This is a genomic window from Nostoc sp. C96 (assembly GCF_059384975.1).
The window spans coordinates 3,545,032-3,558,786 of the sequence record NZ_CM182020.1; the positions used below are offsets into that span (position 1 = coordinate 3,545,032).

The 13,755-nt window shown below is 39.6% G+C and carries 12 protein-coding genes; 1 reads left to right on the forward strand and 11 read right to left on the reverse strand.

Annotation, left to right across the window (positions count from 1 at the left end):
• Window positions 1-36 precede the first annotated feature (36 nt).
• The 3 genes from AC504W_RS15075 to AC504W_RS15085 form a co-directional block, all read right to left on the reverse strand.
• Window positions 37-1,080 carry a 3-deoxy-7-phosphoheptulonate synthase gene (locus AC504W_RS15075; RefSeq protein WP_096577599.1) on the reverse strand — a complete coding sequence of 348 codons (1,044 nt, stop codon included), beginning with the start codon at window positions 1,078-1,080 and terminating at the stop codon, window positions 37-39.
• A gap of 258 nt (window positions 1,081-1,338) precedes the next feature.
• Complete coding sequence (locus AC504W_RS15080; protein ID WP_494873127.1) at window positions 1,339-2,997, reverse strand: alpha-amylase family glycosyl hydrolase; 1,659 nt, start codon at window positions 2,995-2,997, stop codon at window positions 1,339-1,341.
• Window positions 2,998-3,369: 372 nt separating this feature from the next.
• Window positions 3,370-3,744, reverse strand: a complete 375-nt coding sequence (locus AC504W_RS15085; protein ID WP_494873128.1) for a DUF1823 family protein — start codon at window positions 3,742-3,744, stop codon at window positions 3,370-3,372.
• Window positions 3,745-3,986: 242 nt separating this feature from the next.
• On the opposite strand from AC504W_RS15085, the gene AC504W_RS15090 reads away from it, so the two are divergent.
• Entirely contained in the window at window positions 3,987-4,280 is a 294-nt protein-coding gene (locus AC504W_RS15090; protein WP_494873129.1) for an acylphosphatase, read from the forward strand.
• 88 nt (window positions 4,281-4,368) lie between these two features.
• Here the strand turns inward: AC504W_RS15090 and mgtE are convergent, their stop codons facing one another.
• The 8 genes from mgtE to AC504W_RS15130 form a co-directional block, all read right to left on the reverse strand.
• A complete protein-coding gene (mgtE, locus tag AC504W_RS15095) occupies window positions 4,369-5,769 on the reverse strand; it encodes a magnesium transporter (protein ID WP_494873130.1) in 1,401 nt (466 codons plus the stop codon).
• Between the two features lie 240 nt (window positions 5,770-6,009).
• Window positions 6,010-7,551: a mercuric reductase gene (locus AC504W_RS15100; RefSeq protein WP_494873131.1), complete on the reverse strand. Its 1,542-nt coding sequence runs from the start codon at window positions 7,549-7,551 to the stop codon at window positions 6,010-6,012.
• Between the two features lie 266 nt (window positions 7,552-7,817).
• Complete coding sequence (locus tag AC504W_RS15105) at window positions 7,818-8,591, reverse strand: TVP38/TMEM64 family protein (protein ID WP_494873132.1); 774 nt, start codon at window positions 8,589-8,591, stop codon at window positions 7,818-7,820.
• Window positions 8,581-9,342 carry a TVP38/TMEM64 family protein gene (locus tag AC504W_RS15110; RefSeq protein WP_494873133.1) on the reverse strand — a complete coding sequence of 254 codons (762 nt, stop codon included), beginning with the start codon at window positions 9,340-9,342 and terminating at the stop codon, window positions 8,581-8,583. Before AC504W_RS15110 ends, AC504W_RS15105 begins: the two co-directional genes overlap by 11 nt.
• Before the next feature lie 109 nt (window positions 9,343-9,451).
• Complete coding sequence (locus AC504W_RS15115) at window positions 9,452-10,165, reverse strand: TIGR04283 family arsenosugar biosynthesis glycosyltransferase (RefSeq protein WP_494873134.1); 714 nt, start codon at window positions 10,163-10,165, stop codon at window positions 9,452-9,454.
• A gap of 90 nt (window positions 10,166-10,255) precedes the next feature.
• Complete coding sequence (locus AC504W_RS15120) at window positions 10,256-10,519, reverse strand: Txe/YoeB family addiction module toxin (protein WP_190981658.1); 264 nt, start codon at window positions 10,517-10,519, stop codon at window positions 10,256-10,258.
• Window positions 10,516-10,758: a type II toxin-antitoxin system Phd/YefM family antitoxin gene (locus AC504W_RS15125; RefSeq protein ID WP_494873135.1), complete on the reverse strand. Its 243-nt coding sequence runs from the start codon at window positions 10,756-10,758 to the stop codon at window positions 10,516-10,518. The genes AC504W_RS15120 and AC504W_RS15125 overlap by 4 nt, the downstream gene beginning before the upstream one ends.
• Before the next feature lie 172 nt (window positions 10,759-10,930).
• Window positions 10,931-13,651: a HEAT repeat domain-containing protein gene (locus tag AC504W_RS15130; protein ID WP_494873136.1), complete on the reverse strand. Its 2,721-nt coding sequence runs from the start codon at window positions 13,649-13,651 to the stop codon at window positions 10,931-10,933.
• Window positions 13,652-13,755: the final 104 nt, after the last annotated feature.

Sequence of the window (13,755 nt, forward strand, 5' to 3'; positions counted from 1 at the left end):
CTAATGTAGAGACGTTGCATTGCAACGTCTCTGCTACTACCTCAATTTTTCATGGGCTGCTAAAATAATTCTTTCTGTTTCTTCCCAGCCAATACATTTATCGGTTACAGAAACCCCATACTTTAATTCTTCTGGCTGGCAATTTAATGGTTGATTACCTTCATATAAATGCGATTCCAACATCATACCTACTATTGATGTATTACCATTAACGATTTGTTGAATCACATCTTCAAATACCTGAGACTGCAATCTGTAGTCTTTATTTGTATTGCCATGACTACAGTCAATCACAATTCTTGGTGGTAAGTTAGACTCTTTTAATTTTTCTTCTACTAGTTTGACATTAGCTACATCGTAGTTGGGCTGATTTCCACCCCGTAAAATTACATGACCGTAGGGATTACCTCTAGTTTGAAAAACGCTGACTTGTCCTTTGTGATTAATCCCTAAAAAATTATGGGGACTTTTAGCGGAGTGGAGCGCATTTAAAGCTACTTGAATATTACCATCAGTGCCATTTTTAAAACCTACAGGCATGGAAAGTCCACTAGACATTTCTCTGTGAGTTTGTGATTCTGTGGTTCTTGCCCCAATGGCTGACCATGTAATTAATTCACTAATATATTGTGGGATGATGGGATCTAAGGCTTCTGTTCCAGCGGGTAATTCTAATTCTGTAATTTTTAATAGTAAGCTTCTGGCAGTTAATAAGCCTTTCTCCACATGGAAAGAATCATCCATATCAGGGTCATTAATTAGACCTTTCCAGCCTACTGTTGTTCTAGGTTTTTCAAAGTAAACTCGCATAACTAATAAGAGTTTATCTTTGACTTTATCCGCTAATATTTTTAATTTCTCAGCATATTCTATCGCTGCTTTTGTGTCGTGGATAGAACAAGGCCCAACTACAATAAATTTTCTGCTATCCTGAAAATCTAAAATATGTTCTAGTTCTTCTCTATATTTTAAAACTGTATGTTCTGCCGATTTAGTGAGTGGCAATCTTGTCTTAACGTCGTGAGGCGTTAATAAGATGTGTGAACTTTTAATGTTAGTATTAGATAATTTGTTGTGCATGGAGAGACTCTGGAGATTTTGATGATCTCGTTGCTGGAGTGAAAAGTAATATACACATTTTAAGTCAAAAGCACAACAATCAATTCATAGATTTTTATTTAAACAGACTTTATTCCTGAGTCTATTGATAGTTTAACTGTAATTGGTTACGGGGAAAATTGGGGCGATCGCCCATTGTCTAATCATGAATAAAAAGGGGGCAAATATCACCCCCTTAACTTCGTTATAATCTGCCTAACTCAATGTCAGAGAATCCTGTTATTGCCAAACGAATACTTTAGCTTCATAAGGGCCAAGATCAGTTATAATCCCATCATCGCCAGCCTCGACATCATAATTGGCAGTCCACTCATGCCAAGTACCGCTACAAGGAAAGTTAGGAACGTGATAGCCGCCTAAAAAGTTTTCGGAAAAATTTGTTACCACAACTACACGGGAACCTTCATCATTCCAACGGCTATAAGCCACTACCTTAGCTTCGGCGTTTTCGTGGATAAAATCAATATTTTCGGTGTATAAGGCATGACTATTTTTCCGTAAATGAATCAAGCCTTTGTAGTAATCAAATAAACTCCGATTTAAATCATTACCTAGTAGTGTCCAATCAATTTTTGATGATTCTTGAGTTTTAGGTTTATACTCGCCAAACTCTTGTCCCATCCATACCAAAGGTACACCAACAGCCGTCATCAAAATAGCCACACCTAATTTAATGCGCCTAAAAGCTTCTTCATCGAAAATATTCCGATTACCTAACTCAACCATCACGCGATTATGGTCATGGTTGGTGAGATAATTAACGACATTAGTCGCACCCATAAAACCTTGACGTTTCGGATCAATCACATCCTTAAGGTTTTCTAAATCAAACCTATCACCGCAAATATGTGCTGTGACTGTGTGCATAAAACTATCATGCCAACAGCCATCCATCGGGCCATCAATGTTGGTAATACTAGTAGTTTCTGGGATGTGTTCCGCAACATTATAAAAAGGTTTAGCACCAGCAGTTTTTTTCGCTTCTTGAACTATCCAGTGCATAAAATCATAATTAGCTATTTGTCTAGCTGCATCGTAGCGAATGCCATCTATATGATATTCTTGCACCCAAAAACGGACTGTATCACCAATAAATTTGCGTGCGGGATAAGTCTCTAAATTTTCGTCGTAGAACTCATAATTAAATTCTGGCCCCCAGCTATTATCAGGGTCACGCGGCGCATGGTGATACCAATAATCATGGTCTATTTGAGTTAAAGGACTAGAAGATTCTGAGTGATTATAAATCCCGTCCATAATTACTCGAATACCCCGGCTATGACATTCGTCTATAAGTTGCTTTAAACCCTCTGTAGAACCATAGCTAGATTCAGTTGCAAAAAAATATCTTGGGTTATAACCCCAACTATAATCACCAGGATATTCTTTAACTGGTAGTAACTCAATAGCGTTAATTCCTAAATCAGATAAATAATCTAACTTTTCAATAACATGTTTATATTTACCTCTGGCATAAGGGTCATCTTCACCACCAGAAAAATCCCCAACATGTAATTCATAAATAACTAATTCATGGTCTGCTGGTAAGGATTTATCATCATGATGCCAGACATAAGTATCAACAATTTTATGTCCATCTTTAATGCGGATTATACTATTATCTTTACCACCTAATTCGTCAATATCAGTTGCATAAGGGTCTGTTACCTCTACCCACTGATCTGCTTCAAAGAACCATGATTTTGACTGCACACGAAATTTATATTGATAAGCACCATCTTCTAATTCTACAGTTGTGCGGAAATAACCATCTTCTCCTTTTTCCATTGGAATGTCTTGCCAATCTGAAAAAGAACCAATTAATGCAGCGCCTTTGTTATAAGGGGCAAATAAAGTAAATTCAATGGGATTAGCCATAAAAATTTTTCAAGTATATAAAGCGAATATGAGTATTTTCGTAATTATTAATCAATTTGCAAATCGGTCTACGGAAATAATTAAATAATCACTTCCTCTATCTGTGGAGAGACTAGATAATATCTAAATGGGTGTTTTTTGCAGGATAATTACGAAAAATACAGAATATCCGTCAATAATTAACTATCTACCATCAGCCGATAGATTTTTTCAAATAAGTAAAATTAATTTTATATATGATATTTCAAAAATAATATTCAGTTGAACTCTTCTCATATCAACTGAATATTAGTATGGCGGTTATATGAAGTTGCCTTATAGTTTGGGCTTAACTACTCAAGATTTATTGAATATCTTAAACCTCCCAAGTAACTATAATTCGGGATTTTGTTGCTGCCAATAACTTAACAACCAATTGGCGGCTGTGGCTCTGCGTGTTTCTCTAGGCGTAAATTCCCCAATTTTGTAACCTTTAAAACCCAATTTCTCTTTGACAATCTGTTTATATTCTTTGGGGATAGAACGAGTTAACTTCATGGTTGCAGGGCGACTTTCGAGAAAGTTAGGCGGTTCTGGGTATTCATTTCGCCATTCGGAGATAACTTCGTTATTTTCCCATTGATCTGTTGTGGAGTTATAGCGATATCCTAAGTAATACCAAACTAACTGATTGACTGTAACATCATCAATTTGATCTTTGAGGATTCCCCAAATTGTATCGGGATTTAAAGGTGGTAAATTAGACATAAGTAAGGCAGAATTCAAATTTTAAAATTAGCAGATTGATAGATGGTAATCTGTAATTAGGGATGCAGGCATCCGCTGATTATGACGATGTACAAACAATAATTTATCATTATCTTTAGCTACTATTACAGCAGTTATGTTTGCTAAACAACTGATATGCCAAAAAATTGAGTTGGCAATTAAAATTTTGTACTAGATTCACATAACAGGTAGACTGGAAATCGTAAAGAATTGACCAGTTTATGCAAGATTCCACACAACTACCAAAAATAATTCGCGCCCATGTCTTAATTTCTGGCAGAGTTCAAGGAGTGGGCTATCGCTATGCAACAGTTGATACCGCCAGCCAGTTGGGTTTAACTGGTTGGGTACGAAATCTTCCTGATAGTCGGGTAGAAGCGGTATTTGAAGGGGCGCGGGAGGTTGTAGAGGAAATGCTTCGCTGGTGTCACGCTGGCCCACCTGCGGCGATAGTGCAAGAGGTGGTGACTGAGTATGAGAAACCAGAAGGGTTGCGGGGGTTTGAAGTTAAGTAGTTGGGGGAATTGAGCGATGCGGGGTAAATTTGCTCACGCAGAGGCGCACAGACGCAGAGAAAATCAAGAGTTTGAGATTTTATCTTGTTTATAACTGTAATATGACTCGTGCCAGATTGAAATAAATTAAAACTCCTAAGACATCGACGGCTGTGGTAATAAATGGTGCTGACATTAAAGCTGGGTCTAAACGCAACAGACGAAATAAGAATGGCAGTGCGGAACCAGACACGGAAGCTAAGATGGAAATTGCAATTAAACTACTACCAACTGCGATCGCTACTTCAATTCGTCCTTGCAAAAAGTAAGCCCAGACTGTAGCTACTATCCCCAACATACCACCTAACAATAAACCAGCGATCGCTTCTCTGCCAATTACTTGTAATGGCCCAAGGGAACGAATTTCGTCTGTGTTCATCCCACGAATCACTACTGTAGAAGATTGAGCGCCAACGTTACCACCAGTTCCTGTCAATAAAGGAATAAAAGCTGTTAGTGTGACTACTTTGGTTAAAATATCTTCTTGGGATTTAATAATTGTGCCTGTAACTGTATTAGTGATTAATAAAACAAATAACCATAGCACTCGTTTACGCGCTACTTCCATTAAATTCATCTGGAAATAATTATCGCCACTCGACTGCACACCACCACCTAAAGCATAAATATCTTTGGTGGTTTCTTCTTCTAAAATATCAATGACATCATCAACTGTAACAATTCCGACTAAAAGCTGTTGTTTATCCACTACAGGCACAGCTAAAAAGTCATATCTTTGAATTATTCTCGCTACTTCTTCTTGGTCTGTATCTGTGCGAACAAATATAACGTCACGGGTCATAATTTCACCAATGATTTGTTCTGGCTGAGATGTGACCAAATCTCGCAAAGATACAATCCCTGTTAACCGTCTTTCTGCATCGGTGACATAAAGATAATAAATGATTTCACTGGCACTAGCCAAGCGGCGAATTCGCTCTAGAGCTTGAGTAACTGTAATATTTTCTTTTAGAGAAATAAACTCTAAAGTCATAATTCGCCCGGCTGTATTAGGTTCATAACCCAACAGCAAAGCTGTAGCCTGACGTTCTGTAGTACTTAATTGTTCTAGGAGGCGGTTGACAACTTTTGCAGGTAATTCATCAAATAGCCTAGCTCTGTCATCTGAAGACATTTGATCAACAATATCACGGACTTCTTGACTTTTTAATTCTTCAATTAGCCTTTCTTGCACGCTATAGTCAAGATATTCATAAACTGCGATCGCTTCATCTTTAGAAAGCAACCTAAAAGCTAAAGCGTGCATTGCTTCTGGTAAACCTTCAATCGCTTCCGCAATATCCGCAGGCTGTACAGGTACAAGAATTGCTTTTGCTGCTTGTAAATCTGCTGCTTCTAACAGCATTTGCAGTTGATTTCTCACTAAATCGCGCAATTCTCTGCGGGTCACATCCTGAAAGGAAGAGTTTAGGTTGTTCGTCTCAGTCAATTTCCACTTTCCTCAGCCAGTTTTAATAAGGTTCCTGCCCCTAGTCTATGAGACAATGCGGGAAGATGAAACCTTAAAGAGTGTAACTTTTTTTACCTTTAGTCAACTTCTATCTAATTTCCGCTGTTAATGTGGCAAATTCACTGTTAATTAATGCTGGCAACTGTAATGTAGAGTCTCATTCTGCTGATTTGACTCAGCAATATTCTCAAGACAATGTTTCTTAAACACTCAAGATTTTTAGGATAACTTGGTCAAAAATCCGAGAATGCGTTTGGTATTCGCAGTCAACAGAGTGCGACGGTAAGCATCGGCGGCTTTTTTAATCGCTTCGGCTTGGGTGGGGTAGGGATGAATGACACTGCTTAATTTACTCAAACCGATTTTATTGACAATTGCGGTAGTAACTTCCGAAATCATCTCACCTGCATGACTGGCAACGATGGTTGCACCAAGAATTTCGTCTGAGCCTTTTTTGTGGAGAATTTTGAGAAATCCGGCTTCTTCATTATCTGCGATCGCGCGGTCTACACTACTAAAAGGAATCTTAATTGTCGCTACATCAATACCTTGTTTTTTCGCTTCATGTTCATACATTCCTACATGGGCAATTTCTGGAGATGTGTATGTCACCCACGGCATAATTAAACTGCTGAGTTTAGCACGCCCTAACCCAAAAGGTGAAAACAAGGTATTTTTAATGACAATTCGCGCCGCTGCATCAGCAGCATGGGTAAATTTCCAATCCATGCAGATATCCCCAGCCGCATATATCTTAGGATTTGTGGTTTGCAGATAATCATTTACCTTGACACCGCGCCGCGTGTCGTATTCTACACCCACACCTTCTAAATTCAAACCTTCGACATTGGGCGCGCGTCCCGCACCTACTAAAATTTCATCCACTGTCACCGAATCTCTGTAACCGTTAGTCGAAAAGTAAAGTCTTTTTCCTTCGGTCACAGCCACCACTTCTTCTAATTGACAATTTAACACCACGCGAATGCCTTCTTGAATTAAGACATTCTGCACAATTTCTGCTGCGTCAGCATCTTCTTTATTTAACAGGTGAGAACCGCGATGTAATAGTGTAACTTCACAACCCAAACGTTGAAAGGTTTGCGCTAATTCACAACCAATTGGCCCCCCACCAATTACAGCTAACTTATCTGGGCGTTGAATCAAGGAAAAAACAGTTTCGTTAGTCAAATAACCAACATTTTCAATACCGGGGATAGAGGGTTTTACAGCCCTTGCACCTGTAGTAATTACCGCTTTTTTGAACCGCAGAGTTTTACCTGCAACTTCCACAGTATTATTGCTGGCAAATCGACCATTACCTAAGAAAACATCAACACCAATATTTTTAAAACGTTCCGCCGAGTCATGATGACTAATACCCGCCCGCACTCGCCGCATCCGTTCCATAACTGCGGGAAAATCAATTTCAATTTGTTGTTTGGGAATATTAATTCCTAAATTTTTTGCGTCCCAAATTTCACCAATCACCCGCGCAGAACGGATAATACATTTTGATGGTACACAACCCACATTTAAGCAATCTCCACCCATGAGATGCTTTTCGATTAATGCGACTTTTAAACCTAAATCTAAACCTGCTGCACCTGCGGCTACAACTAATCCCGCTGTTCCTGCGCCAATAACTACCAAGTCGTAACAATCAGCAGGTTGGGGATTTACCCAGTTAGCAGGATGTACGTGAGACACTAATTTTTGGTTGTACTCATCTACTGGGCGAACAATGACTCTTGCTAATTCCATAATGAAGTATGAAGTGTGAATTATGAAGTATGAAATGTAAATTATGAATTAACTTGGTGTGCAACTTTCTCTCAAACCTAACGCCCAACCCCTTCTCTACAAGGGAAGGGGGGCAAGATTCAAAGCCTCTAACGCCACTTGCTACAACGCGGTAAACCCGCGCAACGCAGTGGCTCCTCCTTGCAGGGGAGAGGTTTGGAGAGGGGTTTCAAGAATAAGTTGCACATCGCGTGAATTATAGAATATTAAGTACTAAATTTTAGATTTCAGGCTTCATCGTTTATTTTTACTTCTTCTGCTAAAGCTTTCCGGGCGATGCGGGTGACATAAACTGTGACTGCAACTGTGGCGATAAAGCCAATTAGCCGAATAGCCCATTGTATTGTGGGGTTACTTGGTTGACTGTCTGTACCAATTAGGGCTAAATTTCCCGCCAAGGAACCAATATAAACATACATAATTGTGCCAGGAATCATACCAACGGAGCCAATAAAATAATCTTTGAGGGAAACTCCTGTAACACCAAAGGCGTAGTTTAATAAGTTGAAGGGAAATATGGGAGAAAGTCTAGTTAATAAAACAATTTTTAATCCTTCTCGACCTACCGCGCGGTCTATTGCAGCAAAATTTTGATTATTGGCAATTTTATTTGCAACCCATCCCCTGGCTAAATAACGTCCGACTAAAAATGCGGCTGTTGCGCCCAGAGTTGCACCCACAAATACATACAATGAACCCCAAACTACACCAAAAACTACACCCGCGCCCAAGGTGAGAATTGAACCAGGTAAAAAAGCCACGGTGGCAATAATATACAACCCAATAAAAGCTAATGCACCAACTGTTCCTAAACTCTCAATCCATTGCAAAGCATTCCGTAAAATAACTTGGGGGTTGAATGAGGTTGTTGGTGCTGCTGTTTGAGCAAGGGCTGATTCTGGGTGAAATAAAATTGCGATCGCTACAGTTATTATTGCTAACATTGGCAGAAACAATTGGCTTGATTTCCGCCAACTGAGCATGAATAATTTATTTTCCATATTTTTCTGTTTGCTCTTGTACTGGTTCTATTTCCGCAATACTTTGATTTAAAGCTTTATGGGCAATTTTAGTAATATAAATAGTTACAGCCACCGTAGCCAGTAAACCAATAATTTGCATAATTAATTGATAAGTTTTTGTCTCTGGAGTGAGGGCTGAAGTTGGCATATTATTCATGGCTAAATTGCCTGCTAATGTCCCAATATAGACATACATGACTGTTCCAGGAATAATGCCAAAAGAACCTAATACATAATCTTTAAGAGAAACTTGCGTGACACCAAAAACATAATTTAATAAGTTGAAGGGGAATAAGGGACATAACCGCGTTAACAAAACAATTTTCCATCCTTCTTTAGCAACTGCTACATCAATGGCTTTTAACTTAGGATGTTGCTCAATTTGGCGTGACACCCAATCTCTAGATACATAACGTCCAATCATAAATGCTAAAACTGCACCAATAATGGCAGCAATTAAAACATATACTGAACCCCAAAACAAACCAAATAAACAACCTGCTTTTAAAGTTAGAACTGAACCAGGAATCAATAATAATGTTGCTAAGTTGTAAATGCCTATATAAGCAACTATACCCCAAACACCCAGGCTGTTGACCTGAACAACTAAAGTAGTAAAAATTGCTGGAAGGTTAAAAATTTTCGCAGCAATTATCACTACCGCTACAAGTATCGTTAATAGTAAAAACTTAAGTTTGCCCTTGAGTTTTGGCTGTGATTGTGTCACCATGATTTGTCCATCCTAAATCATTTGTGCAAACATCTCTCTGTATTCTCTGGGTCTCTGTGGTTCGTTATATAGTCTTTAATTAAGATAAGCTATTTAAATGAGAGATAGCTTAAATTCTCTTAAACTTTTCCCGGCGATACCAGCTACGAATTCGCGCAGGGGAAACGCCAAACAAATAAGCAATAATAATAATTTGATTCAGTAAGGTAGTTTGAATAATGCCTTTTTTTACCCATCTCCGCGCTGAAGTCATAACTGGCGTGTTGATAATGACAATGCTTCCTGTAGACTTTAATCGCCGGATTAATTCAAAGTCTTCCATGATAGGTAACTCAGGAAAACCACCAATTTGTTGAAATACTTGTTGAGTTAAAAAGATTGCTTGATCACCATAAGGCATTTGCATTAAATGCGATCGCCATTTTACTCCCAATTCCACCAACCTTAAACCTAAACCTGCGGCATCAATTTGCAAATCAAACGCACCAGCGACACTTCCAGGCTGTTGCAGTGCTGTGCGTATCATTGCATCAAACCCCACAGGTAAACGAGTATCTGCATGAAGAAACAGCAACACCTCGCCACTTGCTACCACCGCACCTGCATTCATTTGCACTGCACGACCGGGAGATGATGAAATAACTTTAGCACCTAATGATTGAGCAATTGCTATTGTGTCATCACTAGAGCCACCATCAACCACAATCACTTCTATATTTGCACTAGATTGAGTGCTGGCGATCGCTCCTTTAATATTTCCGGCTTCGTTGAGAGTGGGAATAATAATTGAAACTTTAGCTGTAGTTAGGTTTACCAAACTCATTAGTATGATTTACACGGGTTATGTAAGCATACTACAGTTATTTAAGATGAAAGGTGATGACTGAAGACGAGTCTCTACGCATTTAGGCATTTACTCATAATGTGTCCACATCCGAATTATTTTGACTACTTGCTCGGATTCAATGATTTCATATACTAATCTGTGCTGTATATTTATTCTGCGAGAATACGCACCTGTTAAGTCGCCAACTAGCTTTTCGTAAGGTGGAGGATTTTGCCAAGGGTTTTGTTCAAGGATGGCGAGTAATTCCTCAGCTTTCTCTTTTAAATTACTAGAGGCTAGTTTCTTCGCATCTTTTTGTGCTTGCTTTGTGTAAACTAAACGCCAACTCACCAATTCAATTCCTCATCGCATTCTTGAATAGGAGTTGCTAGTCCTTCTTTGATAGATTCTCGCATTCCAGGCACAGATAATAAGTACAGAGTTTCTTGAATTGCTGACCAATCTTTTTCTGACAGCAGAATAGCATTACCGCGATCGCCTTGAATAATTACAGGTTGACCTTGTTCTGCAACTTGGTCGATTAGCTGTTGTAACTGCTTTTGAGCTTCGTTGACGGGAAGCGAAGACATGATGATGTTTTTGTTTGAAAATCACTTTAATTTATTCTATCTACAAATAGCGATCGCCTACCGCACAACCATCGCACGTTGATTATTGATACAACGAGATACCCGACTTCTTTAAGAAGTCGGGTATCTGAACTTCTCGCGTTGTAAACATCACATAATTACAAAGTACAAATTAAGAATTAATTAATACCGCAGGTGCTGGCGTAGTTAAACCAGTCTTCAATGCTAATTCATCCGCTACAAAATCTGGAACTCCGGCTTCTTTACCCTTGGCTAAACAACAATCTCGCACAGCTAACAAGAAACCTTTAATTAATTCGACATCTGATATAGCGTTAACTTGAGTGAGAAAATCTTGCCATGATGCTGTATCTGCACCGTAGGTATCTATTAAATATAAACCAGCGAGATATTCTGCTAATGGATCTAATGCCAAACGAACTTTATCTTGCGCTGCGCCGATTGTTTGAATTAATCGCAAACGTTTTTCTAAAAATTGTAAACGCTCTGGTGCTGTGTCACTGTCATCAAGTGCAGCTAAAATATCTTCTAGTTTGGCAGATGTAGGATGAAATGTTGTTTTTAAACATTGCCAAGCAATTACTTGAGCATCTTTTTGAACGGTACGATTATTTGGTTCAGTTGCTAATCTATCTCGATTTAGTTCATTAATATATGCCAGCATTAAATCAGGAATATTTTCTGGTAAATCAATTGCTGTTCCTTCTTTTGTAGCAATCATTTGTTCGGCGTAAAGTTTTGCCAGCAATACGGTAATATTGCGTTGTCCTACCATCAATGAAAGACGACGACAAGCATCAAAATATTCCACATCGGTAAACAAATCACGTTTGCGGCGTTGGGTTAAATACGCTTCCATAAAAGATGAGAGTTTATCACCTGCAACGCGCAACGGTTGAATTGTGGTTTTGGGTACTTCGTCTAGTTTTTCTTCTAAGCGAGAAGTGACAATGAGGGCGTTTACTGGGAAATCTGTTTCGGCTGGATGAATTTTGTTGCGTGTCGCTTCACCCATTTCCGAAAAGTGATCTACTATAACTAAGATGCGGCGTTGGCGCAGTAAGTTTGTTAATAATTCATTGTCAATTGCTTGAGCTTCACTAATTAGTGCTTGCAATTGCCCGCCGATGGTTTCTTTTAAAGGATGATCTAATTCTTGTTCGATTAACACTGGTAACATCCGGTGTTTAGCAAGGCGCTGAGTTTCATTGTCATTCATTGCCCATTGCGCCAAAGTACAAGCGAGACTAGTTTTACCAGCACCACCTTCTCCCCAAATTAATAATGTTGCGCGTTTTTGATTAAATATTGGTTGTAAATCTGTGGCTGTGAGTTGTGCGAGATTATGATTATCTAAAACTACGGGAATGGGGACGTAAACAGAACGTTCTGTGACGGTTTTCTTTTTGTTAAATCCTTGTTTGGCGGAATTGAGGCGTTTTTCTACCCAAGCATCAAGCACTCTGGGGTGATAGTTAAAGAATTCGATAAATAATAATGTGCGGATAGGGAAAGTTAAACCGCCAAAGGCATCGGGTAATTTAAAACTAGATAAAGGTTTGAGGGCGTTGTTGACGTGTAATATCCATAAAGGACGCACTCGTAATAAGATAAGCCAGAGGGAAGGGAAGAAGATAATGTAAATTAATGCCCCTGTTACCCAAGGGTGTTTTGCTATCCATTCTAGAGTTCTGTCGAGGAGGCGCGATTGTCTTTTGGTTTTTAAGGCATCAAGCGATCGAGTGATAGAGGCGATGCTGTTGCCTAAATTTTTATCTTTACTATCTTTTAAGGCTTTGAGTGCTTTTTCTAAATCTGCTATGGCTTTGTCTAACTTTGCAAAAGGCATAGTACCTGCTTTGTCTTGAAAGCTTTCACCTATGCTCCCCAAGGCAGCAGCAGCTAAGGAGCGAACATTTACATCTTTGTCGGACTGCAAAGCCGTAATCAAAGCCGGAATCACCGCCTTTGCTTCCTCTCCCATGCTCCCCAGGGCAATAGCAGCATAGGAGCGAACATTTACATCTTTGTCGGACTGCAAAGCCGTAATCAAAGCCGGAATCGCCGCCTTTGCTTCTCCTCCCATCTTCCCCAGGGCATAAGCAGCATTGGAGCGAACACTTGTATCTTTATCAGACTGCAAAGCCGTAATCAAAGTCGGAATCGCCGCCTTTGCTTCCCCTCCTATACTCCCCAGGGCAGCAGCAGCAAAGGAGCGAACATTTGCATCTTTGTCGGACTGCAAAACCTTAATCAAAGCGGGAATTGCCGCCTTTGCTTCCCTTCCCATACTCCCCAGGACAATAGCAGCATTGGAGAGAACACTTTCATCTTTGTCAGACTGTAAAGCCGTAATCAAAGCGGGAATTGCCGCCTTTGCTTCCCCTCCCATACTCCCCAGGGCAATAGCAGCAAAGGAGCGAACACTTGCATCTTTGTCAGACTGTAAAGCCGTAATCAAAGCGGGAATTGCCGCCTTTGCTACTCCTCCCATCTTCCCCAGAGCAACAGCAGCTTTGTAGCGAACCTCTGCATCTTTGTCAGACTGCAAAGCCGTAATCAAAGCCGGAATAGCCGCTTTTGCTTCTCCTCCCATCTCCGCCAGGGCTTCAGCAGCTTTGTAGCGAACCTCTGCATCTTTGTCTTTTAACTCTTTAATATAAGTCGAAACTTCTGCATTCTTGCTAGTTTGCGTCCATGCTTTACCCATCGGCACTACAGACAACCACAGGCAAGATAAAGAAACTGCACCTACAGCTAATAATCTCTTAACTGTTCTCTTACCCGTTTTTTGTAAGGTTTTAGTGGTGGCTACAGAGTCAAGTGTGTAGACGTGAGGCGGCTTGTCGTCAGCAGTAGTTAAAGGTTCCATGTGCTACTTTAATTTAGGTGCATCCTACTTATTTAGTAACACAAGTATTTAGGCTTAAATTACGCAATTTAAAGCAAAACTTTAGATTTTAAATCCAATGCGTT

Coding starts and splice junctions, on each gene's coding strand:
- AC504W_RS15130 (WP_494873136.1), bottom strand. CDS start 13,651: ATGGAACCTTTAACTACTGCTGACGACAAGCCGCCTCACGTCTACACA.
- AC504W_RS15110 (WP_494873133.1), bottom strand. CDS start 9,342: ATGGTGACACAATCACAGCCAAAACTCAAGGGCAAACTTAAGTTTTTA.
- AC504W_RS15090 (WP_494873129.1), top strand. CDS start 3,987: ATGCAAGATTCCACACAACTACCAAAAATAATTCGCGCCCATGTCTTA.
- AC504W_RS15105 (WP_494873132.1), bottom strand. CDS start 8,591: ATGGAAAATAAATTATTCATGCTCAGTTGGCGGAAATCAAGCCAATTG.
- AC504W_RS15080 (WP_494873127.1), bottom strand. CDS start 2,997: ATGGCTAATCCCATTGAATTTACTTTATTTGCCCCTTATAACAAAGGC.
- AC504W_RS15115 (WP_494873134.1), bottom strand. CDS start 10,165: ATGAGTTTGGTAAACCTAACTACAGCTAAAGTTTCAATTATTATTCCC.
- AC504W_RS15100 (WP_494873131.1), bottom strand. CDS start 7,551: ATGGAATTAGCAAGAGTCATTGTTCGCCCAGTAGATGAGTACAACCAA.
- AC504W_RS15085 (WP_494873128.1), bottom strand. CDS start 3,744: ATGTCTAATTTACCACCTTTAAATCCCGATACAATTTGGGGAATCCTC.
- AC504W_RS15125 (WP_494873135.1), bottom strand. CDS start 10,758: ATGTCTTCGCTTCCCGTCAACGAAGCTCAAAAGCAGTTACAACAGCTA.
- AC504W_RS15075 (WP_096577599.1), bottom strand. CDS start 1,080: ATGCACAACAAATTATCTAATACTAACATTAAAAGTTCACACATCTTA.